This is a genomic window from Caballeronia zhejiangensis, from assembly GCF_022879815.1.
Classification (GTDB): domain Bacteria; phylum Pseudomonadota; class Gammaproteobacteria; order Burkholderiales; family Burkholderiaceae; genus Caballeronia; species Caballeronia zhejiangensis.
Genome location: NZ_CP084283.1, coordinates 1,628,679 through 1,655,167 on the forward strand (window position 1 = coordinate 1,628,679; position 26,489 = coordinate 1,655,167).

Sequence of the window (26,489 nt, forward strand, 5' to 3'; positions counted from 1 at the left end):
GCTATTCCTTCCTGCGTTTCAATTCCCTCAACGAGTTCCGCGCACGATGCCGGATCGCCCCGATCAGGCCCACGCGCGCGGCAATGCGCCTGAATCTCAGGCACCCTCGTCATCGGCGGTTGCAACCATCGCATTGATTAGGTATTCGGTCAAGTCTTCCGCCCGAACGTTCACTTGCTCGTTCTTTTGTCCGCCGGACGTTTCGTCGATCGAGCGGCGCAGCGGCTTGACGCCGATCATACCTTGCGCGAGTTCGTCCTCTCCGAGCACTACGGCGAACGCCGCGCCGCTCGCGTCGGCCTTTTTCATCTGCGACTTGAAGCTCGCGGACGCGCCGTCCGGGCTGCAATGCAGAATGACGTCGAGACCCGTGTCGCGCAGCCGCTCGGCGACGATGAACGCCTGCTCCGCCGCCGCTTCGCCCTGATGCACGACATAGACGTCCGTGCCTTCGGCTTCCGGCACGAGCTGCTCTTCCTTCAGCAATTCGAGGATGCGCTCGACGCCCATGGCCCAGCCGCACGCGGCCGTCGGCTTGCCGCCGAGCTGTTCGATCAGCGGATCATAGCGACCGCCGCCCGCGACCGTGCCCTGCGCGCCGAGCTTGTCGGTGACCCACTCGAACACGGTCAGGTTGTAGTAGTCGAGACCGCGCACGAGACGCGGGTTGATCGTAAACGGAATGTTGTTCGCCTTCAAAAGCCGCTGCACGCCCTCGAAGTGCTTGCGCGATGCGTCGCCGAGAAAGTCGACGAGCTTCGGTGCGTTCTGCGCGATCTCCTGCATCGCCGGATTCTTCGTGTCGAGCACGCGCAGCGGGTTCGTGTAGAGCCGGCGCTTCGCTTCCTCGTCGAGGGAATCGACGTGTTTTTCCAGATACGCGATCAGTTCCTTGCGATGCGCCGCGCGCTCTTCGGCCTGACCGAGCGAATTCAGTTCGAGGCGGATGCCGGTGAGTCCGAGGTCGTCCCACAGACGCTGGCACATCATGATGATTTCGGCGTCGGTGTCCGGCCCGGCGAAGCCGAGCGCCTCCACGCCGACCTGATGGAACTGGCGATAACGCCCGCGCTGCGGACGCTCATGACGGAACATCGGACCGACGTACCACAGACGCTTCGGGCCGTCGTACAACAGGTTGTGCTCGATGGTCGCGCGCACGACCGCCGCGGTGTTCTCCGGGCGCATCGTCAGATGCTCGCCGTTGAGCGCGTCGGTGAAGCTGTACATCTCCTTCTCGACGATGTCGGTCACTTCGCCGATGCCGCGCGTGAACAACTGCGTGTGCTCGACGATCGGCGTGCGGATGTTCTGATAGCCGTATGCGCGCAGCATCGACTTGACGGTGGTTTCGAAGAAATCCCACAACGCGGCATCCTGCGGGAGGATGTCGTTCATGCCCTTCACGCCGCTCAGTTTCTCGAGCCGTTTCTTCTGTTCAGTCATCTGTCTTTAGAGTGATGCCGCGGACGTCTCGACGCGCTGCCCATAGGTACGCTCGACATAGTCGCTGACGATTTGCTGGAATTCCTCGGCGATGCGCTCGCCGCGCAGCGTCTTCACCTTCACGCCGTCGATGAACACGGGCGCCGCCGGATTCTCGCCCGAACCCGGCAAGCTGATGCCGATATTGGCGTGCTTCGATTCGCCCGGCCCGTTGACGATGCAGCCCATCACCGCGACGTGCATCTTCTCGACGCCGGGGTACTGATCGCGCCACGTGGGCATCGAGTTGCGCAAGTAGCTTTGAATCTGCGACGCCAACTCCTGGAACAGCGTGCTCGTCGTGCGGCCGCAGCCGGGACACGCGATGACCATCGGCGTGAAGGAGCGCAGGCCCATCGTCTGCAGGATTTCCTGGCCGACGACGACTTCGCCGGTGCGCGCGCCGCCCGGTTCCGGCGTGAGCGAAATGCGAATGGTGTCGCCGATGCCTTCCTGCAGCAGCACCGAAAGCGCCGCCGTCGATGCAACGATGCCCTTCGAGCCCATGCCCGCTTCGGTCAGGCCGAGATGGAGCGCGAAGCTGCAACGCTTCGCGAGTTCGCGATACACGGCGATCAGATCCTGCACGCCGCTGACCTTGCACGACAGGATGATCTTGTCGCGGCCGAGACCCAGTTCGACGGCGCGCTCCGCCGAGCCGACCGCGGATTGAATCAGCGCCTCGTACATCACGCTTTGCAGTTCCCACGGATTCGAACGCGCGGCGTTTTCGTCCATCATGCGCGCGAGCAGATCCTGATCGAGACTGCCCCAGTTCACGCCGATACGCACCGGCTTGTCGTATTTGATCGCGGCTTCGATCATCTGCGCGAATTGCGTGTCGCGCTTCGCGCCCTGGCCGACGTTGCCCGGATTGATCCGGTATTTCGACAGCGTCTCGGCGCACGCGGGATGATCGCGCAGCAGCAGATGGCCGTTGTAGTGGAAATCGCCGACGAGCGGCACCGTCACGCCCATGCGATCGAGTTGCTCGCGAATATGCGGCACGGCCGCCGCCGCTTCCGGCGTATTCACCGTAATGCGGACGAGCTCGGAGCCCGCCTGCGCCAGTTCCTTGATCTGGATGGCCGTGCCAATCGCGTCCGCCGTGTCGGTGTTGGTCATCGACTGCACGCGCACCGGCGAATCGCCGCCGATCGTCACGAGCTGGCCACCCCAGCGCACGTCGACGGCATGCGATGACCGGCGCGTCAACGGACCGCCGAAGACCGGCTCGGTCGAACAAATCTTGCTGTTGATCAGGGATTGAGCTTCGGATTGCATCGAAAAACCCTTTGGCAACCTTGCCGCCGATACGGCGCCGGTCGCGTGTGTGGAACCTCAAACGGGCGTCACGGCTTGCACCGTGACGCCCTCGACTTGTCCGCCGCGCTGGACAGATCGATCTCGCAAGCTCAAGGCAGCGAGAGACGCGCGACGTTTCCGCGTGCGGACGAATAGCGTTTGGCGTCGACGGGCTCGTCATCGACCGACAGCGACTCGACGCCCTTCACGTTGCCGACGGTCACCTTGAACGGCGCCTCGCCTTCCACGCGCTGGGTGTTGCCCGCGCGCACGAGTCCGGAATACAGTTCCTTGCCGTCCTTGCCGCGCACGCTGAACCAGCTATCTTCCTTCACTTTCAATTCGATCGCGCTCGAACCGCTGCCCGCGACGGCCGGAGCCGACGCCGCCATCGCAACAGCCGAAGCAGGCTTCGCGGCCGATGCGGGCGCCGCCGCAGCCGGCGCGCTCGCGCCCTGCACCGCGGACAGCGTCGACGACGAAGCCGGCAGCGCATTCGTGCCGAGCGGACGCGGCATCGGCTGCTCGCCGGGGCCGGCCGCCACTTCGGGCAGCGACGCTTCGCCGGTGTTGGCGGCCGCGGCCTCGTCGGGCGTCGGCGCGGATGTCGTGCCCGACGCTTCGTTCGATGCCGAAGCAGGCGCGGACGTCGACGACAGACCGATGCCCGTCGTCGCCTTGAGGCGCGCGAGCCAGTTGTTCGAATCGCCGCCGGTGTGCCACATCACGAGCACGGCCAGCACGACGATGATGGCGAGCACGCCCCACATCCACGAGCGCTTGCGGCCCGACGAATTGCCGAGCGGCACCGACACGCGTCCGCGCGGCAGACCCGCGCCCGCCGACGCCGGCACCTTCAGATTCTGCGCGATGTCATCGCCGCTGCGCCGGAACGCCTGCGTGAACGGCGCCGGATCGGCGCCGAGAATCTTCGCGTAACTGCGCACGATGCCCGCCGCGAACGTGCGATCGGGCAACTGGCTGATATCGCCCGCTTCGAGGGCGAGCAGTTTCGGCGGCGATACCTTGAGACGCGCGGAAACGTCGTCGATCGACCATGCTTTTGCCTGGCGAAGTTGCGCGAGACGCGCGCCGACCGCCTGTATCGAGTCCAGATTCCCCGCCTGGCTCGCATTCGATGCCGCCCTTTCCGCGTCGCCCAGGCCGTCGTACTGACTGCCGGACCGGTTGTTGCCGGAATGACTGCCGAAAGGCGTCGGGTGCTGCGGCTCACTCATGCCAAATTCCTCGCATCGATTCTTCTATATAGCGCTGTTGCGTCGTTCGGTTCCAAAAACCCCGTGCACGATACAACCGCAGCGCCATTGCAGACCGCTTTATAACAAAATGTTCGGCTTTTAGCGCCGCATCCAGACGCTTGCTGCGCCCTCCGCTGCGGCTTTTTTCGATGCGGACGCCCGGTCAGACCGCCCGCACCTCGATCGTCTTGCTGCCTGCACGGCCCATGCGTTCGGCAAGACGCGTGCGGTCCTGCACCGCGCCCGCGAGTTGACCGCACGCAGCGTCGATATCGTCGCCGCGCGTCTTGCGCACGGTCGTTACGACGCCCGCATCGATCAACACCTGCGCGAACCGCTTGATCTGCTCGTTCTTCGAGCGCGTCAACCCCGACTCCGGAAACGGATTGAACGGGATCAGATTGAACTTGCACGGCACGTCGCGCGTCACCGCAAGCAATTCGCGCGCGTGCGCTTCGGTGTCGTTGACGCCGTCGAGCATGCAATATTCGAACGTGATGAAGTCGCGCGGCGCGACCTTCAGATAACGCTGACACGCGGCCATCAATTCGCGCAGTGGGTACTTCTTGTTCAGCGGGACGAGCATGTCGCGCAGCGGATCGTTCGGCGCGTGCAGCGATACCGCGAGCGCCACCGGCAGGTCGGCCGCGAGGCGGTCCATCATCGGCACGACGCCGGAGGTCGACAAGGTCACGCGACGGCGCGACAAGCCATAGGCGTTGTCGTCGAGCATCAGGCGCATGGCCGGCACGACGGCGTCGTAATTGAGCATCGGCTCGCCCATGCCCATCATCACGACGTTCGTGACGACGCGCTCGCCCTTGCCCGGCCCGCCGACTTCGCGCCCGAGCGACTTGCGCAGCGCGAACTCCGCCATGCGCAACTGGCCGATGATCTCGCCCGTCGTCAGGTTTCGGGAAAAGCCCTGCTTGCCGGTGGAACAGAACCGGCAGTTCACCGCGCAACCCGCCTGCGACGACACGCACAGCGTGCCGCGCGTCTCTTCGGGGATGAACACGGTTTCGACCGCGTTGCCGTTGCCGACGTCGACCAGCCATTTGCGGGTGCCGTCGGCGGAAACGTGGTCGCTGATGATGTCGGGCATCGCCATGTTGGCGCGGCCCTTGAGTTTTTCGCGCAGCGATTTCGCGAGATCCGTCATGCCGTCGAAGTCTTCGGCACCATATTGGTGGATCCAGCGCTGCAATTGCTTGGCGCGAAACGGCTTTTCGCCCAGGCTCGCGCAGTACGCGGTGAGCCCGGCGGCGTCGAGATCGAGGAGATTGACGGTGGTGCTGCTCGTCATGTCAAGTTCTGCCATTTCAGATTGCGAAGCCCGGCATCTTCCCGGGACCGTTCGCGCCAATTTCTGCTTCTTTTCGTACCGCTTTTATTGCGTCGAGGCGCGATGCCCGCGATGACCGAACAGCCATCGCGGCTTTCAACGCGAAAATTAACGCGAGTAGACGTTCACTTGCGGGAAGAAGAACGCAACTTCTTGCGCTGCCGTTTCCGGCGCGTCCGAACCGTGAACCGCGTTCGCGTCGATGCTGTCGGCGAAGTCGGCGCGGATCGTGCCCTTGTCCGCCTTCTTCGGGTCGGTCGCGCCCATCAGGTCGCGATTCTTCAGGATGGCGTTCTCGCCTTCCAAGACTTGAATCATCACCGGACCCGAGATCATGAATTCGACCAGATCCTTGAAGAACGGACGTGCGGCGTGCACGGCGTAGAACTTCTCGGCGTCGGCGCGCGACAGATGAACCATGCGCGACGCAATGATCTTCAGACCTGCGTTCTCGAAACGGCTGTAGATCTGGCCGATAACGTTCTTTGCCACTGCGTCCGGCTTGATAATCGACAGGGTGCGCTCGATCGCCATAAAAACTCCAAAAAATGAACGGTTTACGGATTAAAACGAATCGACAATTGTAGCACGAAGCAATGTATGATTGCGATTGAAACCTTACGGCATCGTAAGGATCAAACCGTGCGAGGACTTGGCTGTCCGGACGGCCGAACTGACCTTTCGGGCTATTGAATTCGGCGCGCGCCGGGGCCATATTGGAACAAAACGCTGCATTGCAACCGGAACCACGCGGCGCGGGCACCAAGCGGTTCTAATATTGGCTTAAGTCCGCGCACCTTATCATTCGTATATGACGAAGTCGCGGGAAGACCGAACGACAGACAATTGGAGCAAGGAGAAACCATGAACGAATCACCCTACAGCTTTGGCCGTAATGGCAGCGTCACCTCGGTCGAGGTGCGCAACCGCGTGCTGCGCAACACCTACTGGCTGCTCGCGCTCTCGATGGTGCCGACGGTGCTCGGCGCATGGGTCGGCGTCGCGACGGGCTTCTCGCTGTTCGCGGCTACCAGCCCGGCAATGAGCTTCATCGCGTTCCTCGCGATCGCGTTCGGCTTCATGTTCGCCATCGAGAAAACCAAGAACAGCGGCATGGGCGTGGTCGTCCTGCTCGGCTTCACGTTCTTCATGGGCCTGATGCTCTCGCGTCTCCTGAGCTTCATTCTCGGGTTCTCGAACGGACCGCAACTGATCATGATGGCCTTCGGTGGCACGGGCGTGATCTTCGCGGCCATGGCGACCATCGCGACCGTCAGCAAGCGCGATTTCTCGGGCCTCGGCAAGTTCCTGTTTATGGGCGTGATCGTCATTCTGCTGGCGGCGTTCGCGAACATCTTCCTGCAGTTGCCCGCGCTCATGATGACGATCTCCGTGCTCGCCATCGTGATCTTCTCGGCGTACATGCTGTTCGACGTGCAGCGCGTGGTGAACGGCGGCGAGACGAACTACATCAGCGCGACGCTCGCGATCTATCTCGACCTGTATAACGTGTTCACGAACCTGCTGGCGCTGCTCGGCATCTTCGGCGGCAACCGCAACTAAGCGCGCCAAACGCGGCAGAAACGAAAAACCGGCCTTCGGGCCGGTTTTTTTGTGCCTGCGAAGCGCCGCAGCCGGATCAGTCGCGCTCGAACAACGCAATCGATTCGACGTGCGACGTGTGCGGGAACATGTTCACGACGCCCGCGCCCTTCATCCGATAACCCGCTTCGTGCACGAGCAGGCCGGCGTCGCGCGCGAGCGTCGCCGGATTGCACGACACATAGACGATGCGCTCGGGCAACGGTCCATCGCCGCTCTGGGCGATGTCCGCGAGCGCCTTCGACACGGCGAGCGCGCCTTCGCGCGGCGGATCGATGAGAAACTTGTCGAAGCGGCCAAGCGCGCGCAGGTCGTCGGCGGTCACTTCGAAGAGATTTCGGCACGCGAACGACGTGTGGCCATCGACGCCATTCGCCTTCGCGTTCTCCAACGCGCGGGCCGTCAGCGCTTCGCTGCCTTCGATCCCGACAACCTCACGCGACACCCGCGCGAGCGGCAGCGTGAAATTGCCGATGCCGCAGAAAAGGTCGAGCACGCGATCGGACTTCTCCGGAGCAAGCAGGCTGAGCGCCCGGCTCACCAGCACGCGATTGATCTGGTGATTCACCTGCGTGAAGTCGGTCGGCTTGAACGGCATGCGGATATCGAATTCCGGCAGCGTGTAAGCGAGCTCGCTATCGAGCGGATAGAACTGATAAACCGTGTCCGGTCCTTTCGGCTGGAGCCACCATTGGACGCCGTGCGCATCGGCGAAAGTGCGCAGCAGCCCTTCGTCGGCTTCGGTCAGCGGCTCCAGAATGCGCAGCACGAGCGCCGTGACGTCCGATCCGACCGCGAGCTCGATCTGCGGCATGCGATCGCGAATCGACAGGCCCGCCACCAGATGGCGCAGCGGCACGAGCATCGCGGAAACATGCGGCGGCAGCACTTCGCAGTTCGTCATGTCGGCGACGTAACTGCTCTTGCGCTCGTGAAAGCCGACCAGCACGCCACCCTTCTTTTCAACGTGCCGCACGGTCAGGCGCGCGCGATATCGATATCCCCACGACGGCCCGTGAATCGGCCGGAACATGGTTTCGGCGCGCAGTTTGGACAGATGTTGCAGGTTGTCTTCGAGCACGCGCTGCTTCACGGCGATTTGCGCGCGAACATCTAGATGCTGCATCGAGCAGCCGCCGCAAATGCCGAAAAACTGGCACTTCGGCTTCGCGCGAATCACGCTCTCGCGCAGCACGCTCACCACTTGCGCCTGCTCGAAGCTCGGCTTTTTGCGGTAGCTCGAATAGCTGACACGTTCGCCCGGCAACGCGCCTTCGACGAAGATGACCTTGCCCGGCTCTCCGTTTTCGTTGACCGTGCGACCGACGCCGCGCGCTTCCATGTCGAGCGACTCGATTTCGATTTCGGGCGCGACGAAGTTCGGATCGGGCGTGACGGATTTCGCCGGCGCGGCGCGGCGGCGATGCTGGGTTTTTCGAGCGGCTTCGGACACCTGCGTACTTCCTGACTTATCGTGGGGCAAAGGCGAGATTGTAGACGAACGTCACGCTCTCATTCGACGAACGCCGCCAGATACTCCGCCCAGTGCGGCGAAGTCTCCTGCGCGAGCGCATTCTTGACGAAGTTGATTTCGTCGGCGTACTCGTCGGGCGTGAAGCCGCCGCGCATCATCTGAAAACGACAGTACATCAGATACGTGTTGACGACATCGGTCTCGCAATAGTTGCGGATTTCGTCGATATGGCCGTCGCAATACGCTTCCCAGACCTTGCCGCCGTCCATGCCGAGCTTGCCGGGAAAGCCGCATAGCTTCGCGAGCGCATCGAGCGGCGCATTGGCGCGCGCCTGATACATCGCGAGCACGTCCATCAGGTCGATGTGCCGCATGTGATAGCGGCTGATGTAGTTGTTGAACTTGAACTCGCGGTCGTCCTGACCGAGATCCCAGTAGCGCGGCGCGGCGATGCCGTGCACGAGCGCGCGGTAGTGGAGCACGGGCAGATCGAAGCCGCCGCCGTTCCACGACACGAGCTGAGGCGTGTATTTCTCGATCACGCGATAGAACGACTGGATGAGCGCGGCCTCGCCGTCGGCCGTCGTGCCGAGCGAGCGCACGCGAAAGCCGTTGTTGTCGCGAAACACGCACGAAATCGCCGCGACACGCTGCAGATGATGCGGCAAGAAATCATTGCCGACGCGCTCGCGGCGCGCTTCGAACGCATGTTCGGCGACCTCGCGGTCGGAGAGATCGTCGGGCAAATCTTCGAGACGGCGAATGCCGTCGACATCGGGGATTGTCTCGATGTCGAAAACGAGAATCGGTGTCATTGAATCCTGGAGCGCGACGCCCCAAGCCGAAGGGCGTCGCCGAAGCGTTAAAGCACGGCGTCCTTGCGAACGCCGTTGGATGCGAAAAAGCGCTTGAGACGCACGAGCGCCTCTTGCTGGATCTGGCGCACACGCTCGCGCGTGAGGCCCATTTCGTCGGCGAGTTCTTCGAGCGTCGCGGGCTCGATGTGGTTCAGCCCGAAACGCCGTTCGATCACGTGCCGGTGTTTGTCGGACAGACGCGAGAGCCACAGTCGCGTGAGCGATTCGAGTTCGCGATGCTGCACTTCCGCGTCCGGCGACTGGCTCTGATCGTCGGAAAGGAGATCGAGCAGGCTGCTGCCCGGATCGAGGTCGAGCGGCGCGTCGAGCGAAGCCGTGTGTTCGTTGAGCGCGAGGATATCGGTGACTTCCTCGGGCGTCTTGCCGGTGAGATACGCAATATCGTCGATGCTCGCGTCGCGGCGTTCGGGCGCGACGCTGTCATTCGAATTGGCGGAATTTTTTTCCAGATGGCGCTTCGCGCGCAGCACCTGGTTCAACTCGCGGATGACGTGAACCGGCAGACGCACCGTGCGCGCCTGGTTCATGATCGCGCGCTCGATGCTCTGGCGGATCCACCAAGTGGCATAGGTCGAAAACCGGAAACCGCGCGTCGGATCGAATTTCTCGATTGCGTGCATGAGGCCGAGATTGCCTTCCTCGATCAGGTCGAGCAACGGCACGCCGCGATTGAGATATCCCTTCGCGATACTGACGACGAGCCGCAGATTGCGCTCGATCATCACCTGGCGCGCGTCGAATTCGCCGGCTTTCGCGAGTCGCGAATAGCGCTGCTCTTCCTCGACGGTCAGGAGCGGCTTCACGCTGATGCGGTTCAGGTAATGCTGGATCGTGTCGGCGGTGAGCTCGGCCTGCAAAAGCGAGCGGAAATCGTCGGCGTCGGGCGCGGAATCGTTTGCGCCTTCCGCTGCTTCGTCGCTGCTTTTTCCGCGGCTGTTGCCTTCTTCGTCCGAATCGACGTCGACATCGACATTGTCGATGTCCTCGTCTTGAGTCGAAGCACCGTCTTCCACCGACACTTGCAAAGGTCGGCTGATCGTCTCAGTCTCGGCTTGCGGCAGGCGGCGCTTCGTTTTTGGCATGATGGTTTCGCTTTATTGCGGCGGCAAATACTTCAGTGGGTCAACAGGTTTTCCCTGCCGGCGAACTTCGAAATGCAACATCACGCGGTCCGAATCGCTGTTCCCCATCTCAGCGATCTTCTGCCCTTTAGTTACCGCGTCTCCCTCTTTTACCATCAAAGCACGGTTATGTGCGTACGCTGTCAGAAAAGTTGCGTCGTGTTTGATGATAATGAGATTGCCGTAGCCGCGCAGCCCATTTCCGGAGTAAACCACTCGGCCATCCGCCGACGCGTTGACCGGATCTCCCGCCGCACCGCCAATGTTCAAACCTTTGTTGCTCGCTTCGTTGAATGTGCCGAGAATCGGACCGCGCGCCGGCCAGATGAACGCCGGCTGGGCCGCTGGCGCCGCCGCGTTCGCATCCGCGCCCGGCACGCCAGGCGCCGATGCCATGCCCGCCGCCGCGCCGGCCGTTCCCGGCGCCGCGCCCATACCCGAGTTGGCGCCGTAATACGGCGGCTGCGCGGTCGCACCCGGCTGCGGGCTCGCGTACGCGTTCGCGCCATTCAACGGCTGCGTCTGCACGCCGCCGCCCACGATCGGCGCGGTCGCCACACCGGGCGTCGCCGCCGCGACATTCGCGCCCGGAGGCGCCACGCGCATCAGCTGGCCGACTTCGATCTGGTTCGGGTTGGTCAGGTTGTTCCACGCTGCGATGTCGTGATAATTCTGACCGTTTTCCAGTGCGATCCGATATAGGGTGTCGCCCGGCTTCACACGGTAATAGCCCGGCGGCGGCGGGCCGTTGTCCGGCGTCTGCGCTGCCGTCGTGCCGATGGGCGCGCCCGTTCTGTCGACGACCGGCGCCATGTCCATGCGCGTCGAACACGCCGCCAGCGCGGACAACGCCAGCACGCACACGCCGCGCTGCGCCGCGCTTAAGGCTTGGTCCGCACTTCCTTCTCGCAAAGCACGCAGGATACTCATCGGTGTCAAATCACTCCGGATTTTAAGGGTACAAAGAAAACGCGATCGAGCTGCTCTTCCCGCCATTGGCTTGCCGACACGCGCGTGACGAGCGTCAGCACCTGCGACTGCGCGGCCTGCGATCCGACCGGCGCGACGAGCTTGCCGCCGACCGCCAGTTGATCGAGCAAGGCCTGCGGCACGTCCAGGCCGGCGCACGCGATGACGATCGCGTCGAACGGCGCGGCCGCGGGCAAGCCAAGGCGGCCATCGCCGTAATGCAGCCGGATATTCGGCACGCGCAACGGCCGAAGATTGAGCTTCGCGCGCTCCGACAACGGACGCACGCGTTCGATCGAATAAACTTCAGTGGCGACTTGCGACAGCACGGCCGCCTGATAACCGCAACCGGTGCCGATCTCCAGCACCTTGTTCAACGCGCGCCCGGTCGCGACCAGTTCGATCATGCGCGCGACGACCGACGGCTTCGAGATGGTCTGGTGATGGCCGATCGGCAGCGCGGCGTCTTCGTAAGCCTGCGCCGCGAGTCCCGGATCGACGAACATGTGGCGCGGCACGACCGACATCGCATTGAGCACGCGCGGATCGGTCACGCCGTTCGAGCGCAGGCGTTCGACCATGCGCTCGCGCACCCGTTCCGATGTGAGTGTCTGCGTGCTTGCCAGCGCAACATTGGGCGCGCCTTTTTTCGTCGCGATCGCGGCGGCGTTCAGGTCGCGCTCGCCGGGCCGCGGCGCCGGACGCAGTGAATTCGCGCGCGCCGGATGAGCCGAATGATGCGTCTGCGCCGCGCTCTTGCTCGCCGACGGAACCGGTTTCGCCCCGCCAATTGCGGTCTTCGCGCCCGAACGCACGGGAAAAACGGACGTGGCCGGCTTCGCGGACGCCGCTGCCGTCGCGGGATTTTTCATCGTCGCGTTCGCCGCGCGCGATTGTCCAGGCCTTGCCGGCTGCGTCGGCGTCGGCGTCGGCGTCGGCTTCAGCGCGGAAGCGGCGGCTGGCTTGCCGCGCGAATCCTGCGGACGGGCCGCGGGTTTGCGCGGCTCGCGAACAAGATCCGCGAGCGCCAGCGGAAAGCGCTTGGCGCGCTCGTCGCTCATGTGCGAGCGCTCCCGGCGCGCGCCCATTCGCGCGTCTCCGCCATGAGCTTCGTATGAGTGAGATCGAGTTGCAGCGGCGTGATCGACACGAAGCCGTTCGCGACCGCGTGGAAATCGGTGCCTTCGCTCGCGTCGAGCGCATCGCCTGACGGGCCGATCCAGTAGATGGGGTTGCCGCGCGGATCGGTCTGGCGGATCACCGGCTGCGAAGGATGACGCTTGCCGAGGCGCGTCACTTTCCATTCGCGCAACTGATCGTAAGGCAGGCTCGGAATGTTCACGTTCAGCAACGGATGACCCGGCATCGGATGTTCGAGGAAATGCGCGACGATCTCGGCCGCCACGCGCGCGGCGTCGTCGAGATGAAGCCAGTCGCGGCCGACGAGCGAGAATGCGATCGCCGGAATGCCGAACATGAAGCCTTCGGTGGCGGCCGCCACGGTGCCCGAGTACAGCGTGTCCTCGCCGACGTTCTGCCCGTTGTTGATGCCCGACACGACGAGATCAGGCTGCTCGTCGAGCATGCCCGTGAGCGCGATGTGCACGGAATCGGTCGGCGTACCGTTCACGAAGTTGAAACCGTTCGGCGCCTGATGAACGCTCAAGGGCCGCGACAGCGTAAGCGAGTTGGACGAGCCGCTGCAGTTCTGCTCCGGCGCCATCACCGTCACTTCGCCGAGCGGCTGCAGGACATCGTGCAGCACATTGATGCCGCGCGCCAGATAACCGTCGTCGTTGCTGAGTAGGATTCGCATCCGACGATTGTAACCGAGGAAAGTGGCGCGACGACGACTCGAACTGCCATACACTGAGCCCAGTTCAACCAGGAGAAAACATGCGCGCCGTACGATGCAACGAACACGGATTGCCCCACACGCTTTCGATCGAAACGCTGCCCGACCTGCATCCGGAAGCAGGCGAAGTCGTCATTGACGTGAAAGCGGCGAGCGTGAACTTTCCCGACGTGCTCATCATCCAGAACAAATACCAGTTCAAGCCGCCGCTGCCGTTCACGCCCGGCGCGGAGTTCGCGGGCATCGTGCGCGAAGCCGGCGCGGGCGTCACGCATCTCGCGCCCGGCATGCGCGTGGCCGCCTACACCGCGCAAGGCGCGTTCGCCGAACAGGCGCGCGCGAAAGCCGCCGATTGCATCGTCTTGCCCGATGACGTCGATCTCGCCGAGGCCGCCGCGTTCTCGCTCGCCTACGGCACGTCGTATCACGCGCTCGTCGATCGCGGCGAGCTCAAGGCCGGCGACACGCTGCTCGTGCTGGGCGCGGCCGGCGGCGTCGGCATCGCGGCGATCCAGATCGGCAAGATCGTCGGTGCGCGCGTGATCGCGGCGGCATCGAGCGCGGAGAAGCTCGCGTTCTGTCGCGAACATGGCGCGGACGAGGTCATCGATTACGCGCACGAAGACTTGCGCGAGCGTATCAAGGCGCTGACGGACGGCAACGGGCCGGATGTGATCTTCGATCCGGTCGGCGGAACGTATGCCGAACCCGCGTTTCGCAGCATCGGCTGGCGCGGACGGTATCTCGTCGTCGGCTTCGCGAACGGCGAGATTCCGAAGCTGCCGTTCAATCTGGCGCTGCTGAAAGGCGCGAGCATCGTCGGCGTGTTCTGGGGCGGTCACATGCAGCGCGAACACGCGCTCGCCGATCGGGAATTCGCGACGATGGTCGAGTGGATCAAAGCGGGCAAGCTGCGCCCTGTCGTCACGAAACGCTACTCGCTCGACGAAACGCCGCAAGCGCTGGACGACATGATGAACCGGCGCGTGACGGGCAAGATCGTGATCGAGCCATAACGCGCGCACTGCTACCATTGCGCGCTTTCACGCACTCCGCGAAGAGCCATGGCGAGTCTATGCCCCGATGTCAGCGTCATCGTGCCGGTCTACAACTGCGAAGCCTGGCTCGAAGCGCTGCTGCGCTCGGTGCTCGATCAGCAAGGCGTCGATCTCGAAGTCATCGCGATCTGTGACGGCGCGACAGACGACAGTCTCGCCATGCTCGAAACGATGGCGGCGGCCGATGCGCGCATCCGTGTGGTAGCGCAGGAAAATCGCGGCGTATCGGCGACGCGCAATGTCGGGCTGACGCTCGCGCGCGGCGAGTGGATCGCGTTCGCGGACGGCGACGACTGGATGAAGCCCGGCGCGTTGCGCACGTGGATCGAACACGGCCGCCGGCATCGGCTCGATCTCGTGATCGGCAACGGATTCAGCTTCGAGGACTTGCCGCCGCCCGCCGATCCTCGACCGATGTACGAAGGCCAGCCGTGGGGCGACATCTGCGACGGCACGGCGTGGCTGAAACGGACCGTGCCGAACGACGACTGGGTCGTCTGCGTGTGGCTGCAATGCGTGCGGCGCGATGTCGTCGTGAGACACGGCCTGCGTTTCGAGGAAGGCGTGGTGCATGAGGACATCATCTGGGCGTTGCAGCTCGGGCTTCACGCACAGCGCGTCGGTTTCGTGCGCGAACCGTTGTACGGCTATCGACGCAATCCGGAATCGATCACGAACTCGCCCTCGCCGGCCGCTGTCGCGCGCCGCGCGGCGGGTTATCTGCGCGTGATCGACGCGCTCGTGACCGCCGCGCTCGATCCGCAAACCGACCGAAGTCTCAGCCGGATTCTGCTACGCCAAGCCAACCGCGAAAGCGGTCATCTCCTGCATGTGCTCAGAAAGCGCCTGACCGACGACGAACTGCGCAAGCCTTTCGCGCGGCAGTTTCTGCAGTCGGGGTATGTTCGCGCGATGCTGAAGGGCGCGACCAATGCGAGCGAAGTGTGGCGCGCGCTTCGCTGCTGGCGCGTCTATTCGCGCTTCGCGGCGTGAAGGCGTCCGCTTATAGGCGTCGCGATTGCGCGCGCGGCAGCATGCCGATGCGCGTTGCTTGGGTCGGCTGAGCCGCTTTGGCGTCGGCGAAATCGGCCATCGCGTAGTGTTGCGCCGCGCGCGCATGGTTGCCATGCAACGTCCTGAACGCGGATGTCACGCGACGCACGGTGAGCAGGCGTTGCCACAAGCGTTCGCGAAGCCCGCCGAAAGGCAGAAAGGACGGCGGCACCACGACCGCGCCCGGGCCCCAGCCCGGACGCCACGAGCGCGCAAGGCCCTGGCGCATAAAGAGAGAGAGCGTCGGCACGCCGATGCAGGACGCGAGATGCCCGAGCCCCGAATCGTTGCCGATGAACCACGACGATTCGGCGATCCATGCCGCGACTTCGCCCAGTTGCGGCAGCGCATTGACCTCGCACCCTTCTTCAGCGATATCGCCCCAGACGCCGAACTCCGCAGGCGCGACGAGAAAGCTCGGGCGCAATCTCCGCCGCGTCAGCGCACGCGAGAGCGCAAGAAACTTCTCGCGGCCCCACATCTTTTCAGGATGACTGCCGGTCGGATGAATGACGACGCGATTCGCGAAGCGCCCGCGCATGACGCCGGACGGCACGACGAGACCGTTCGCGCGCGTCACGTCGGCGAGACCGAGCACGTTCTTCGCGATATCGACGATGCGGTCGACCATGTGCTTCGAGCCGCCGTATTCCGGCAGCGTGGCGAGACAGATGGTCTGGCCCGAGCGGCTCAGCGTCGATGCGTAGTCGGTCGGGCGAAGCTCGATCACGGTGTCGAACGCGCCCTGCCAGGCGTCGCGACGCCCTACCGTCACATGGGGAAACCAGTCGGCGAGTTGCTCCACGACCCAGCCGAACACGACGGGGCGATATCCGTTGCGGATGAGATTGTCGACGAGAACGAGCCCGATGAGGCTGTCGCCGATCGGCGATGGCAATACCACCGCAATCGAACCGTCAGTTCGCAGTTTCATTGTTGGTCCCGCGGGATCGCACGACGGACGTCGTGCAACGGCCTGTCCAGGACAGCATGATAGCGATGTCGACCGTGTCGTGCCATGACGGGCATTCCGAAAACGGTCGGCTTCGTTGACGGCGTGTTGGCACGCGCACAACCGGGGCGTCAAAGCTTCTCGGTTTCTCCGCTCTTCGGCTGCCATTTCATGAGCCGGCGCTCGACCAGCGCGACGAGACCGTCGAGCACCAGCGCGAACGCGGTCAGCACGAGAATCCCCGCGAACACCGTGTTGATGTCGAAGGTGCCTTCGGCCTGCAGGATCAGATAACCGACACCGCGCGCCGAGCCGAGATATTCGCCGACCACCGAGCCGACGAACGCGAGCCCCACCGACGTGTGCAGGCTCGAAAACACCCAGCTGGTCGCGCTCGGCAGATAGACATACCGCAGCAACTGCTTGCGATTCGCGCCGAGCATGCGCGCATTCGCGAGCACGACCGGGCTCACTTCCTTCACGCCCTGATACACGTTGAAGAACACGATGAAGAACACGAGCGTCACGCCAAGCGCGACCTTCGACCAGATGCCGAGACCGAACCACACCGCGAAGATCGGCGCGAGGATCACGCGCGGCATCGAATTGGCGGCCTTGATGTAGGGATCGAGGAGCGCGCTCGTCATCGGCGCGAGCGCGAGCCAGAGACCGACGCCGAGTCCCGTCACCGTGCCGATGACGAACGCCAGCACCGTTTCGATCAGCGTCACCCACAGATGGATGTAAATCTCGCCGCTCGTGAACCATTCCCAGATGCGTATGAGCACCTTCTGCGGCTCGCCGAAGAAAAAGGCGGCCTTGTTCGCGTCGTCGAAATAGAAAGGCGGCAAGAGCGTCGGGCTCGTCAGCATGTACCACAGCACGAAGCACGCGAGCAGCAACAGCCACTGCCACACGATGAGATTCGCCCGATTCGGGCGCAGCTTGTTCCACATGGTCGTATCGTCTTATTCGGCGGCGGCGGGCTTCAGCTGCTGCTGATAACCCTTCAGCACTTCTTCGCGCAGCACGCCCCAGATCTGAGCGTGCAGTTCGACGAAGCGCGGATGCGAGCGGATCTCGGCGACATCGCGCGGGCGCGGCAGATCGATCGCGAATTCGCCGATCGGATGCGTGCCCGGCCCCGCCGCCAGCACGACGACGCGATCGGACATCGAGATCGCCTCGTCCAGATCGTGCGTGATGAAAAGCACGGCCTTGCGTTTCGCGGCCCACAGATCGAGCAACTCGTTTTCCATGAGCTGGCGCGTCTGGATGTCGAGCGCGGAGAACGGCTCGTCCATGAGGATGATGTCGGGATCGAGGATGAGCGTCTGCGCCATCGCGACGCGCTTACGCATGCCGCCCGACAACTGATGCGGATAACGGTCGCCGAAACCGCCGAGGCCCACGCGCTTCAGCCATTCCTCGCCGCGCTTGTCGGCCTCGGCCTTCGGCACGCCCTGAAACGCGAGGCCGGCCGTGACGTTGTCGAGCGCGGAGCGCCACGGCATCAGCGCATCGGCCTGGAACATGTAGCCCGCGCGCCGGTTGATGCCCTTCAGCTTTTCGCCGAACACGCTCACGGTGCCCGACGAAGGTTCCAGCAATCCCGCCGACACGTTGAGCAATGTCGATTTTCCGCAGCCGGTCGGCCCGACGACGGACACGAATTCTCCTGGCGCGATCGCGAGGCTCGTATCGCGGACCGCCGTGTAGCGATCACGGCGACTCTCGCGCGACGCGAACGTGCAGGTGACGTCCTCGAGCGCGAGCGCATGGTTCGATGGCGACGACATCGGTCAGACCTTGACGCTCGCGAGCGCCTTCTTGACGAAATCGTTGGTCCAGGTCTTCGACAGGTCGATCGGCTTGCCCTTCACGGTTTCGTCGAAGGCTTGCAGCGTCTTGAGCGAGGTCGCGGGACCGTCGGCGGGCATCAGGCCGTCCGGCGACAGCGCTTCCTTCACGTGCTGCCACGAATCGAGATACAGCGCGCGATCGCCGAGCAGATAGCTTTCCGGCACCGTCGAGATGAGATCCTTGCCCGAGGCCGTCTGCAGCCACTTCAGCGCGCGTACCATCGCGTTGGTGAGCGCCTGCGTCGTGTTCGGATTCTTCGTGATGAAGCTCTGCGACGCGTACAGGCAACCCGCCGGCATGTTGCCGCCGAACACCTTCACGGTGTCCGCGAGCGTGCGCGTGTCCGACACGATGCGGATATCGCCCGCGCGATCGAGCTTGGTCATCACCGGATCGAGGTTGGCGATGGCGTCGATCTGGCCGGATTGCAGCGCGGCGATCGCGCCCGCGCCCGCGCCGACGCCGATGAACGACACGTCGGTCGCCTTCAGCCCCGCTTGCGCGAGCACGAAGCTCGCCATGATCGCCGTCGACGAGCCCGGCGCCGTCACGCCGATTTTCTTGCCCTTCAAATCGGCGACGGACTTGTAGTTCGGCATCGCCTTCTTGGACACGGCGAGCACGATCTGCGGCGCGCGCCCTTGCAGCACGAATTCGCGGAAGTACTGATTCTTCGCCTGCAGCAGCAACGTGTGCTCGAACGCGCCGGATACGACATCCGCGCTGCCGCCGACCGCCGCCTGAAGCGCCTTCGCGCCGCCCGCGAAATCGGCGATTTCGACGTCGAGCCCTTCGTCCTTGAAGTAGTTGCGACGCTCGGCGATCGTGAGCGGCAGATAGTAGAAGAGATTCTTGCCGCCGACCGCGACCGATACCTTGCTCTGCTCCAGCTTGTTCTGTGCGATTGCGAGCGGCATGCCCGACATTGCCCCGCCCGCGAGCGCGGCGCCGCTCGCGATGAACGTTCTGCGTTTCATCGTTGTCTGTCTCCTGGTTTTATCGTTGTCGGCGCTGTTCGGCTCGAGGCTCAGATCACCTTGGCCGCGCGCAGCCGCGCAATATCGTCGGCATCATACCCGAGCGTTTGAAGTACTTCATCCGTGTGTTCACCGAGTTGCGGCCCGAGCCAGCGCGTTTCCCCCGGCGTTTCGGAGAGCTTCGGCGTCACGTTCGGCAGCGTGATCTCGCGGCCGTCCTGCCACGGGAAACGCTGCAGCATCTGACGCGCGAGGTATTGCGGATCGGTGAACATGTCGGCGACGCTGTAGATGCGCCCGGCCGGCACGTCGGCGGCGTTCAACACAGCGAGCGCCTCGTCGATGCTGCGCGTCGAGAGCCAAGCGGCGATAGCGTCGTCGATTTCCTGCGTGCGCGGCACCCGTCCGTCGTTCGACGCGAGCGCGGGATCGTCCGCGAGATCCGCGCGATCGATCGCGTTCATCAGGCGCTTGAAGATCGGATCGCTGTTGCCGCCGATCACGATGCTGCCATCGCGGCACGGATACGTGTTCGACGGCACGATGCCCGGCAGCGACGCGCCCGTGCGCTCGCGCACCATGCCGTACACGCCGTATTCCGGCACGACGCTTTCCATCATGTTGAAGACGGCTTCATAGAGCGCGACGTCGACGACCTGGCCTTTGCCGCCGTTCACTTGGCGATGATGCAGCGCCATCAGCGCGCCGATCACGCCGTGCAGCGCGGCGATCGAATCGCCGATCGAAATGCCGATGCGCGGCGGCGGCAAATCCGGATAACCGGTGATATGACGCAAACCGCCCATCGATTCCGCGATTGCGCCGAAGCCCGGACGATCGCGATACGGACCGGTCTGACCGTAACCGGAAAGGCGCACCATCACGAGACCGGGATTGTCGGCGGACAGCACCTCGTAACCGAGCCCGAGTTTCTCCAGCAAGCCGGGCCGGAAATTCTCGACGACGATATCGGCTTCCTTCGCGAGCCGCCGCACGATCTCCTTGCCCTCGTCGGCCTTGAGATTGATCGTCACGGATTTTTTGTTGCGCGCCTGCACGGCCCACCAGAGCGACGTGCCGCCCACTTCCGGATAGAGCTTGCGCCACTTGCGCAGCGGGTCGCCGCCGTTCGGATCCTCGATCTTGATGACGTCGGCGCCGAACTCGCCCATGAAGCGCGCGGCGAACGGGCCGGCGATGAGCGTGCCCAGTTCCAGTACCTTCACGCCCGCGAGTGGTCCCGTCGTTGCGCTCATGGTCGTGTCTCCTTTGTGTGTTTTCTCAGAGCGGAATATCGAGCGGCTTGAAGCGCGGCGTGCCGTCGGCGAGCGTCTCGTTGAACATCGCCGCGGGGCGCACCCACAAGCCGCGTTCATGCGGCCAAAGATGCTCGTAGACGATCATCGCTTCCTCGGTTTCCGAGTGCCGCGCGACGCCGATCACGCGATACAGCCCGCCCTTGTAGTGACGATGCGTCGCGAGCGCGAGCGCTTCGGTTTCTGTCATCGATTGGAGTCCTTTCATACGGAACGGCGATCGAGCATCGCGCGCGCGATCGTGCCGGCATCGACATATTCGAGCTCGCCGCCGACCGGCACGCCGCGCGCGAGCCGCGTCACCTTGAGCCCTTTGCTCTTGAGCGTTTGCGCGAGATAGTGCGCGGTCGCTTCGCCTTCGTTGGTGAAGTTGGTAGCCAGCACCACTTCCCGCACAACGCCGTCGAGCGCGCGATTGATGAGCCGCTCGAAGTGAATCTCCTTCGGACCGATGCCGTCGAGCGGGCTGAGCCGTCCCATCAGTACGAAATAGAGCCCGCGATACGTGAGCGTCTGTTCGAGCATGATCTGGTCGGCAGGCGTCTCGACGACGCACAGCAAAGCCGGATCGCGCTCTTCGTCGCTGCAGACTTCGCAGATATCGCTTTCCGTGAACGTGTTGCACTTCTCGCAGTGCTTCAGATTCTCGGTGGCGAACAGCAGCGAATTGCCGAGCTTTTCGGCGCCTTTGCGATCGTGCTGCATCAGGTGATACGCCATGCGCTGCGCCGACTTCGGTCCGACGCCGGGCAGCGCGCGCAGCGCTTCGACGAGCGCCGACAGGGCGGAAGGTTGTTTCATGTGTCCTTCATTTGACATCGAAGCGCGCCGAATCCGCTCCGGCGCGCGCGATCAGAACGGCAGCTTGAAACCCGGCGGCATCGGCATGCCGGCGGTCATGCCGCTCATCTTCTCTTGCGTGGTGGCTTCCGCCTTGCGCACGGCGTCGTTGAACGCGGCGGCGACGAGGTCTTCCAGCATGTCCTTGTCGTCGGCGAGCAGGCTCGGGTCGATCTGCACGCGGCGAACGTCGTTCTTGCAGGTCATCGTCACCTTCACGAGACCGGCGCCGGACTGGCCCTCGACCTCGATCTGCGCGAGCTGATCCTGCATCTTCTTCATGTTTTCCTGCATCTGCTGAGCCTGTTTCATCAGCCCGGCGAGTTGGTTCTTCATCATGGTTCGGCTCCTTACTGGAAAACGTGTGGCAAAAGCACGCGCGATGCGCGCGCCCGATATTCGGTGCGGCGGCGCGAAGTCGAAAACCGCGCCGCGCGCTTCAGTTCACGATGGATTCGCGCCCGATGCGGCAATCGGCTTGATCGAACCCTGCACGATGCTCGCGCCGAAATCGCGGATCAGCGATTGCACGAACGGATCCTGCTTGATCTCCTGCTCGGCTTCCTGCTGACGGCGGGCGCGTTCGGCGGCGTCGAGCGCGGCAGCGGTGCGCCGCGCGGGCGCGACGTTCACGCTGACTTCGATCGCGCGGCCGAGCTTTTCGGCGAGCGCGGCCTTGAGCTTGCCGACATGCGTGGCGTCGGTGTACATCTGGACCGGAACCGCAAGCGTCACGGAATTCGCATCGCAGGCGGTGAGCTCGCTGTTGAACGCAAGCTGATACGCAACGCCCTTCAGCGGAAGATCGACGGCGAGCGCCGCCCATTCGATCGACACGCCGAGCGCATCGAGCGGCACGGCGGGCGGCAACGGCGCCGTGTCGATGACGGGCGCCGGTTTCGCGGCGGGCTCGGCGTTGAAGCGCATGTCGTCCGGGCCGCTGTCGAAGGCTGGCACGAAGCCGTCGTCGGGCGGCATGAAATAAGCGTCTTCGGATCCGGCCGGCGCGTAGTCGTCGGGCGGCATCTCTTCCCACGGCGGCACGACGTTCGACTTGCTCGCGTTGCCGGCCGCGGGCTTCGGCTCGGGCTTCGGCTCGGGCGCGGCGGATGCGGCAGCCGGAGCGCGGCGCGGCGTCGGCACCGGAACTTGCGCGGCCGGTTTCGCGACGGGCTTGGGCGCAGCGGGAGCCGCCGTCTGCGCAGACGCGCCACGCGCGCCCCGATCGGACGACAGGCGCATGCCCGCGCTGCGCAAGACTTCAAGCGCCGCGCTCGCGCCGCTTGCCGCGCGCGATGTCGCGGCTTCGTCGGACGTGCTCGGCGCGGCAGGCGCGGCTTCATCGACGGCCTGTCGCGCGGCGCTCGGCATCGGCGCGGCTTTTACCGGCACGGGCTCGCTCTTTTCGACGACGGGTTCTTCGACCGCCTTCACGACCACCGTCTCGACGGCGGGCGCCGGCGCTTTAGCAACCGACGCAGGCGCAGGCGCGACGGCGCGCTCGGCCATCGCACCCACGAGCGCGGCGCTGCGCGCGGGCTTCGCGCCCGAAGGCGCACCCACGGCGACGCCGCCGCCCGATCCGCCCGCCGGCTCGAACGCGAGCATGCGCAGGAGCGTCATCGTGAAGCCGGCGTACTCGTCCGGCGCGAGACCGAGCTCGCTGCGCCCGACCGTGGCGATCTGATAGAAAAGCTGAACCTGCTCGGCCGACAGCATCTCGGCGAAGCGGCGGATGTCCGCGGCTTCAGGCCATTCGTCCAGCACCGACGTCGGTGCGAACTGCGCCCATCCGATCCGATGCAGAAGACTCGCCAGATCCTGCAGCGCCGTCGAGAACGACAGGCTGCGCAGCGCCATTTCGTCGGCAATCGCGAGCACGCCGGGGCCGTCGCCGCCGGCGAGCGCGTCGATGAGACGGATCAGGTAGCTTTGATCGAGCGCGCCGAGCATGCCGCGCACGGCATCCTCGGTGACTTCGTTCGCCGAATACGCGATGGCCTGATCGGTCAGCGAAAGCGCGTCGCGCATGGAGCCGTCCGCCGCGCGCGACAAGAGACGCAGTGCCTGCGGCTCGAACGGGATGTTCTCCTGCTGAAGAATGTTCTCCAGATGCGAGACGATGTGCCCCGCCGGCATCTGCTTCAGATTGAACTGGAGGCAACGCGAGAGCACGGTGACCGGAATCTTCTGCGGATCGGTCGTCGCGAGAATGAACTTCACGTGCGGCGGCGGCTCTTCCAGCGTCTTCAGCATTGCGTTGAAGGCGTGGTTCGTGAGCATGTGCACTTCGTCGATCATGTAGACCTTGAAGCGGGCATCGACGGGCGCGTACACGGCGCGCTCCAGCAGCGCCGCCATTTCGTCGACGCCGCGATTGCTCGCCGCATCCATCTCGACGTAATCGACGAAGCGGCCTTCATCGATTTCCCGGCACGCACGGCACACGCCGCACGGCTTCGAGGTCACGCCGGTTTCACAATTGAGCGCCTTCGCGAAGATGCGCGAGAGCGTCGTCTTGCCGACGCCGCGCGTGCCCGTGAAAAGATACGCGTGATGCAGGCGGCCGCCGTCGAGCGCGTGCGTGAGCGCACGGACGACGTGCTCCTGGCCGACGAGCGACTCGAATGATTTCGGCCGCCATTTGCGTGCGAGAACTTGATAGGTCATGCGCGAAATTGTATCAGCAACGACCTTGCGCAAACGCCGCTCCAGCGGGGTGATCGGGCGCACGAACGCGCCACGCGCCATGGCGTGCGGAACACGAATAAGCCAGGAAAACCAGCAGGGAGACCTACGGAAGAAAAGCGGAAGGTGACGAGCCCGACCCTCGGCACTGGTGGAAAGCGGCTGTGGCTGCTTCGTTCCCGACCTGACCAGGTTGACCGCGCCACCATGCGAGGAGGCCCGTCACGTTGAATTGTACCACGGGGTCGGGCGCAGCCGGAAGGCGTCGGCGAAACGCACGCCCTTCCGAGCCCCTCTTGTGCTTCGTATTTTCGGCCTCAGATGCGCCCTATCAGCATCCGGCAACGGATAGCGAATTAGGCTAAGATGACACGTGAATTACTTGGAAGTGGTGCATTTCGCCCTTCCGCGGATCATTCGCCGCCGTTCGCGGTTCATTCTGGCGCACGGCGCGCGGGCCGAAGTCCGGCCCGTTGGTGACGAAAATTTTTTCGGTTTTGGTGTATCGTGGCGAGCATTCAAACGCGGGCCTCGATTCAATAGAGGTATTCAGACAATGAGCGAATCAATCAAGCACATCAGCGACGCTTCTTTCGAACAGGATGTCGTCAAGTCGGATAAACCTGTCCTGCTCGATTTCTGGGCTGAGTGGTGCGGTCCGTGCAAGATGATTGCCCCCATCCTCGACGAAGTCGCGAAGGATTACGGCGATCGCCTGCAGATCGCGAAGATCAACGTGGACGAACATCAGTCGACGCCCGTGAAGTTCGGCGTGCGCGGCATTCCCACGCTGATTCTCTTCAAGAACGGCGCAGTGGCCGCGCAGAAAGTCGGCGCATTGTCCAAGTCGCAACTGACCGCGTTCCTCGACAGCAACCTGTAACGGCATCACCGGCGAGCGGCGGCATCTCCCGTCGCTCGCGTCTGCATCGACGACACGCCAAGGCGTGGTGCCGATGCAGCCGATGTTGTCACGCGACAACATCGGCCGACAAGCCCCGCCCAAAGCCCACCCGAGGCCGCTGTGGCGTGTGCTATGCTAGAATCACAAGAGTTCAAGAAGTATTAAGTCTCGAGCGGTTCCGCTCACCTCTTCTCCCAAATCTTTCTGTCGCACCTCTCTCCCCGGCGGGAAATCCGTATGCATTTATCCGAGCTCAAGTCTCAGCACGTCTCCGCACTGATCGAGATGGCCAACGGCCTCGAAATCGAAAATGCGAACCGCCTGCGCAAGCAGGAATTGATGTTCGCGATTCTTAAAAAGCGCGCCAAGGGCGGCGACACGATTTTCGGCGACGGCACGCTCGAAGTGCTGCCCGACGGCTTCGGCTTTCTGCGCTCGCCCGAGACGTCGTATCTCGCGAGCACGGACGACATCTATATCAGCCCGTCGCAAATCCGCCGCTTCAATCTGCACACCGGCGACACGATCGAAGGCGAAGTCCGCACGCCGAAGGACGGCGAGCGCTATTTCGCGCTCGTGAAGGTGGACAAAGTCAACGGGCAGCCGCCCGAGGCCTCGAAACACAAGATCATGTTCGAGAACCTCACGCCGCTGCATCCGAACAAGCCGCTGCCGCTCGAACGCGAAATGCGCGGCGAGGAAAACGTCACGGGCCGGATCATCGACATGATCTCGCCGATCGGCAAGGGCCAGCGCGGCCTGCTCGTCGCATCGCCTAAGTCGGGTAAAACCGTGATGCTGCAGCACATCGCGCATGCGGTGAAGGCGAATCATCCGGACGTCATCCTGTTCGTGCTGCTCATCGACGAACGCCCGGAAGAAGTCACTGAAATGCAGCGCTCGGTGCGCGGCGAAGTCATCGCATCGACATTCGACGAACCGGCCGCGCGTCACGTTCAAGTGGCCGAAATGGTCATCGAGAAGGCGAAGCGTCTCGTCGAAATGAAGCATGACGTCGTGATTCTGCTCGACTCGATCACGCGTCTCGCGCGCGCCTACAACACGGTCGTGCCGGCATCGGGCAAGGTGCTGACGGGCGGTGTCGACGCCAACGCGCTGCAGCGTCCGAAGCGCTTCTTCGGCGCCGCGCGCAACATCGAGGAAGGCGGCTCGCTCACGATCATCGGCACGGCGCTCATCGAAACGGGCAGCCGCATGGACGACGTGATCTACGAAGAGTTCAAGGGCACCGGCAACATGGAAGTGCACCTCGAGCGCCGCCTCGCGGAAAAGCGCGTCTATCCGTCGATCAATCTGAACAAGTCGGGCACGCGTCGCGAAGAATTGCTCATCAAGCCCGATCTGCTGCAGAAGGTTTGGGTGCTGCGCAAGTTCATTCACGACATGGACGAAGTCGAAGCGATGGAATTCCTGCTCGACAAGATCCGTCAGACGAAGAACAACGCCGAGTTCTTCGACATGATGCGCCGCGGCGGAGGCTGATCCCCGTCCCGCTTCGCTGCTTCGGAACAGAAAACCGCCTGC

At 63.8% G+C, this 26,489-nt stretch carries 25 protein-coding genes and 1 other RNA gene; 5 read left to right on the forward strand and 21 right to left on the reverse strand.

The genetic code is table 11. From position 1 onward, the window contains the following. Positions 1 to 96: 96 nt before the first annotated feature. The 5 genes from hisS to ndk form a co-directional block, all read right to left on the reverse strand. Positions 97 to 1,446 (reverse strand): histidine--tRNA ligase, encoded by a 1,350-nt coding sequence (hisS, locus tag LDZ23_RS07825; protein ID WP_008349374.1) that lies wholly within the window; start codon positions 1,444 to 1,446, stop codon positions 97 to 99. Positions 1,447 to 1,452: 6 nt separating this feature from the next. Beyond that, positions 1,453 to 2,769 (reverse strand): flavodoxin-dependent (E)-4-hydroxy-3-methylbut-2-enyl-diphosphate synthase, encoded by a 1,317-nt coding sequence (gene ispG / locus LDZ23_RS07830; protein ID WP_008349373.1) that lies wholly within the window; start codon positions 2,767 to 2,769, stop codon positions 1,453 to 1,455. A 131-nt stretch (positions 2,770 to 2,900) separates the two neighbouring features. Then, positions 2,901 to 4,028 carry a helix-turn-helix domain-containing protein gene (locus tag LDZ23_RS07835; RefSeq protein ID WP_034473736.1) on the reverse strand — a complete coding sequence of 376 codons (1,128 nt, stop codon included), beginning with the start codon at positions 4,026 to 4,028 and terminating at the stop codon, positions 2,901 to 2,903. A 184-nt stretch (positions 4,029 to 4,212) separates the two neighbouring features. Further along, complete coding sequence (rlmN, locus tag LDZ23_RS07840) at positions 4,213 to 5,355, reverse strand: dual-specificity RNA methyltransferase RlmN (protein ID WP_008349370.1); 1,143 nt, start codon at positions 5,353 to 5,355, stop codon at positions 4,213 to 4,215. A gap of 147 nt (positions 5,356 to 5,502) precedes the next feature. Next, a complete protein-coding gene (ndk, locus tag LDZ23_RS07845) occupies positions 5,503 to 5,928 on the reverse strand; it encodes a nucleoside-diphosphate kinase (RefSeq protein ID WP_008349368.1) in 426 nt (141 codons plus the stop codon). 330 nt (positions 5,929 to 6,258) lie between these two features. Between ndk and LDZ23_RS07850 the strand changes: the two genes are divergently transcribed. Then, on the forward strand, positions 6,259 to 6,957 hold the full coding sequence (locus LDZ23_RS07850; protein ID WP_008349366.1) for a Bax inhibitor-1/YccA family protein: 699 nt from the start codon (positions 6,259 to 6,261) through the stop codon (positions 6,955 to 6,957). 76 nt (positions 6,958 to 7,033) lie between these two features. Here LDZ23_RS07850 and rlmD read toward each other — a convergent pair whose 3' ends face one another. From rlmD to surE, 6 genes are read right to left on the reverse strand one after another with little or no spacing between them, the layout of a single operon-like run. Continuing rightward, positions 7,034 to 8,449, reverse strand: coding sequence for a 23S rRNA (uracil(1939)-C(5))-methyltransferase RlmD (rlmD, locus tag LDZ23_RS07855; protein ID WP_034473733.1), 1,416 nt, complete (start codon positions 8,447 to 8,449; stop codon positions 7,034 to 7,036). Between the two features lie 59 nt (positions 8,450 to 8,508). Continuing rightward, positions 8,509 to 9,285, reverse strand: coding sequence for a 3'-5' exonuclease (locus LDZ23_RS07860; RefSeq protein ID WP_008349363.1), 777 nt, complete (start codon positions 9,283 to 9,285; stop codon positions 8,509 to 8,511). A gap of 47 nt (positions 9,286 to 9,332) precedes the next feature. Next, a complete protein-coding gene (gene rpoS / locus LDZ23_RS07865; protein WP_008349362.1) occupies positions 9,333 to 10,430 on the reverse strand; it encodes an RNA polymerase sigma factor RpoS in 1,098 nt (365 codons plus the stop codon). 12 nt (positions 10,431 to 10,442) lie between these two features. Then, positions 10,443 to 11,399, reverse strand: coding sequence for a peptidoglycan DD-metalloendopeptidase family protein (locus LDZ23_RS07870; RefSeq protein ID WP_034473731.1), 957 nt, complete (start codon positions 11,397 to 11,399; stop codon positions 10,443 to 10,445). 5 nt (positions 11,400 to 11,404) lie between these two features. Further along, positions 11,405 to 12,499: a protein-L-isoaspartate(D-aspartate) O-methyltransferase gene (locus LDZ23_RS07875; protein ID WP_034473751.1), complete on the reverse strand. Its 1,095-nt coding sequence runs from the start codon at positions 12,497 to 12,499 to the stop codon at positions 11,405 to 11,407. Next, the gene (gene surE / locus LDZ23_RS07880; RefSeq protein ID WP_008349357.1) at positions 12,496 to 13,254 is read right to left on the reverse strand and encodes a 5'/3'-nucleotidase SurE; all 759 of its coding nucleotides are present in this window, start codon (positions 13,252 to 13,254) and stop codon (positions 12,496 to 12,498) included. The genes LDZ23_RS07875 and surE overlap by 4 nt, the downstream gene beginning before the upstream one ends. 80 nt (positions 13,255 to 13,334) lie before the next feature. Here surE and LDZ23_RS07885 point away from each other — a divergent pair, with 80 nt between their 5' ends. Both LDZ23_RS07885 and LDZ23_RS07890 read left to right on the forward strand, forming a co-directional pair. Beyond that, positions 13,335 to 14,309, forward strand: a complete 975-nt coding sequence (locus LDZ23_RS07885; RefSeq protein WP_008349355.1) for an NADPH:quinone oxidoreductase family protein — start codon at positions 13,335 to 13,337, stop codon at positions 14,307 to 14,309. A gap of 48 nt (positions 14,310 to 14,357) precedes the next feature. Further along, complete coding sequence (locus LDZ23_RS07890; RefSeq protein WP_034473730.1) at positions 14,358 to 15,344, forward strand: glycosyltransferase; 987 nt, start codon at positions 14,358 to 14,360, stop codon at positions 15,342 to 15,344. 10 nt (positions 15,345 to 15,354) lie between these two features. Here LDZ23_RS07890 and LDZ23_RS07895 read toward each other — a convergent pair whose 3' ends face one another. The 10 genes from LDZ23_RS07895 to ffs form a co-directional block, all read right to left on the reverse strand. Then, positions 15,355 to 16,338: a glycosyltransferase family 9 protein gene (locus LDZ23_RS07895; protein WP_008349351.1), complete on the reverse strand. Its 984-nt coding sequence runs from the start codon at positions 16,336 to 16,338 to the stop codon at positions 15,355 to 15,357. Between the two features lie 149 nt (positions 16,339 to 16,487). Then, a complete protein-coding gene (locus LDZ23_RS07900; RefSeq protein WP_034473729.1) occupies positions 16,488 to 17,312 on the reverse strand; it encodes an ABC transporter permease in 825 nt (274 codons plus the stop codon). A 12-nt stretch (positions 17,313 to 17,324) separates the two neighbouring features. Then, complete coding sequence (locus LDZ23_RS07905; RefSeq protein ID WP_008349347.1) at positions 17,325 to 18,155, reverse strand: ABC transporter ATP-binding protein; 831 nt, start codon at positions 18,153 to 18,155, stop codon at positions 17,325 to 17,327. A gap of 3 nt (positions 18,156 to 18,158) precedes the next feature. Continuing rightward, positions 18,159 to 19,196, reverse strand: a complete 1,038-nt coding sequence (locus LDZ23_RS07910; RefSeq protein ID WP_034473728.1) for an ABC transporter substrate-binding protein — start codon at positions 19,194 to 19,196, stop codon at positions 18,159 to 18,161. A 50-nt stretch (positions 19,197 to 19,246) separates the two neighbouring features. Beyond that, positions 19,247 to 20,452, reverse strand: coding sequence for a CaiB/BaiF CoA transferase family protein (locus tag LDZ23_RS07915; protein ID WP_008349341.1), 1,206 nt, complete (start codon positions 20,450 to 20,452; stop codon positions 19,247 to 19,249). A gap of 25 nt (positions 20,453 to 20,477) precedes the next feature. Beyond that, positions 20,478 to 20,702, reverse strand: coding sequence for a DUF1653 domain-containing protein (locus LDZ23_RS07920; protein WP_034473750.1), 225 nt, complete (start codon positions 20,700 to 20,702; stop codon positions 20,478 to 20,480). Between the two features lie 14 nt (positions 20,703 to 20,716). Further along, a complete protein-coding gene (gene recR, locus LDZ23_RS07925; RefSeq protein ID WP_034473726.1) occupies positions 20,717 to 21,313 on the reverse strand; it encodes a recombination mediator RecR in 597 nt (198 codons plus the stop codon). 51 nt (positions 21,314 to 21,364) lie between these two features. After that, on the reverse strand, positions 21,365 to 21,691 hold the full coding sequence (locus LDZ23_RS07930; protein WP_008349334.1) for a YbaB/EbfC family nucleoid-associated protein: 327 nt from the start codon (positions 21,689 to 21,691) through the stop codon (positions 21,365 to 21,367). A 105-nt stretch (positions 21,692 to 21,796) separates the two neighbouring features. Beyond that, a complete protein-coding gene (locus tag LDZ23_RS07935) occupies positions 21,797 to 24,022 on the reverse strand; it encodes a DNA polymerase III subunit gamma/tau (protein WP_034473749.1) in 2,226 nt (741 codons plus the stop codon). 143 nt (positions 24,023 to 24,165) lie between these two features. Next, an RNA gene (ffs, locus tag LDZ23_RS07940) (signal recognition particle sRNA small type) lies at positions 24,166 to 24,264 on the reverse strand. Between the two features lie 332 nt (positions 24,265 to 24,596). Here ffs and trxA point away from each other — a divergent pair. Together trxA and rho are read left to right on the forward strand one after the other, a co-directional pair. Next, positions 24,597 to 24,923 carry a thioredoxin TrxA gene (trxA, locus tag LDZ23_RS07945; protein WP_008349330.1) on the forward strand — a complete coding sequence of 109 codons (327 nt, stop codon included), beginning with the start codon at positions 24,597 to 24,599 and terminating at the stop codon, positions 24,921 to 24,923. A gap of 258 nt (positions 24,924 to 25,181) precedes the next feature. Beyond that, complete coding sequence (gene rho / locus LDZ23_RS07950; protein WP_008349328.1) at positions 25,182 to 26,447, forward strand: transcription termination factor Rho; 1,266 nt, start codon at positions 25,182 to 25,184, stop codon at positions 26,445 to 26,447. Positions 26,448 to 26,489: the final 42 nt, after the last annotated feature.

Coding starts and splice junctions, on each gene's coding strand:
- LDZ23_RS07895 (WP_008349351.1), bottom strand. CDS start 16,338: ATGAAACTGCGAACTGACGGTTCGATTGCGGTGGTATTGCCATCGCCG.
- rpoS (WP_008349362.1), bottom strand. CDS start 10,430: ATGCCAAAAACGAAGCGCCGCCTGCCGCAAGCCGAGACTGAGACGATC.
- LDZ23_RS07910 (WP_034473728.1), bottom strand. CDS start 19,196: ATGAAACGCAGAACGTTCATCGCGAGCGGCGCCGCGCTCGCGGGCGGG.
- LDZ23_RS07935 (WP_034473749.1), bottom strand. CDS start 24,022: ATGACCTATCAAGTTCTCGCACGCAAATGGCGGCCGAAATCATTCGAG.
- LDZ23_RS07835 (WP_034473736.1), bottom strand. CDS start 4,028: ATGAGTGAGCCGCAGCACCCGACGCCTTTCGGCAGTCATTCCGGCAAC.
- ispG (WP_008349373.1), bottom strand. CDS start 2,769: ATGCAATCCGAAGCTCAATCCCTGATCAACAGCAAGATTTGTTCGACC.
- LDZ23_RS07875 (WP_034473751.1), bottom strand. CDS start 12,499: ATGAGCGACGAGCGCGCCAAGCGCTTTCCGCTGGCGCTCGCGGATCTT.
- LDZ23_RS07905 (WP_008349347.1), bottom strand. CDS start 18,155: ATGTCGTCGCCATCGAACCATGCGCTCGCGCTCGAGGACGTCACCTGC.
- LDZ23_RS07870 (WP_034473731.1), bottom strand. CDS start 11,399: ATGAGTATCCTGCGTGCTTTGCGAGAAGGAAGTGCGGACCAAGCCTTA.
- LDZ23_RS07885 (WP_008349355.1), top strand. CDS start 13,335: ATGCGCGCCGTACGATGCAACGAACACGGATTGCCCCACACGCTTTCG.
- LDZ23_RS07915 (WP_008349341.1), bottom strand. CDS start 20,452: ATGAGCGCAACGACGGGACCACTCGCGGGCGTGAAGGTACTGGAACTG.
- recR (WP_034473726.1), bottom strand. CDS start 21,313: ATGAAACAACCTTCCGCCCTGTCGGCGCTCGTCGAAGCGCTGCGCGCG.
- LDZ23_RS07850 (WP_008349366.1), top strand. CDS start 6,259: ATGAACGAATCACCCTACAGCTTTGGCCGTAATGGCAGCGTCACCTCG.
- surE (WP_008349357.1), bottom strand. CDS start 13,254: ATGCGAATCCTACTCAGCAACGACGACGGTTATCTGGCGCGCGGCATC.
- ndk (WP_008349368.1), bottom strand. CDS start 5,928: ATGGCGATCGAGCGCACCCTGTCGATTATCAAGCCGGACGCAGTGGCA.
- LDZ23_RS07930 (WP_008349334.1), bottom strand. CDS start 21,691: ATGATGAAGAACCAACTCGCCGGGCTGATGAAACAGGCTCAGCAGATG.
- rlmN (WP_008349370.1), bottom strand. CDS start 5,355: ATGACGAGCAGCACCACCGTCAATCTCCTCGATCTCGACGCCGCCGGG.
- LDZ23_RS07860 (WP_008349363.1), bottom strand. CDS start 9,285: ATGACACCGATTCTCGTTTTCGACATCGAGACAATCCCCGATGTCGAC.
- LDZ23_RS07900 (WP_034473729.1), bottom strand. CDS start 17,312: ATGTGGAACAAGCTGCGCCCGAATCGGGCGAATCTCATCGTGTGGCAG.
- hisS (WP_008349374.1), bottom strand. CDS start 1,446: ATGACTGAACAGAAGAAACGGCTCGAGAAACTGAGCGGCGTGAAGGGC.
- LDZ23_RS07890 (WP_034473730.1), top strand. CDS start 14,358: ATGGCGAGTCTATGCCCCGATGTCAGCGTCATCGTGCCGGTCTACAAC.
- trxA (WP_008349330.1), top strand. CDS start 24,597: ATGAGCGAATCAATCAAGCACATCAGCGACGCTTCTTTCGAACAGGAT.
- rho (WP_008349328.1), top strand. CDS start 25,182: ATGCATTTATCCGAGCTCAAGTCTCAGCACGTCTCCGCACTGATCGAG.
- LDZ23_RS07920 (WP_034473750.1), bottom strand. CDS start 20,702: ATGACAGAAACCGAAGCGCTCGCGCTCGCGACGCATCGTCACTACAAG.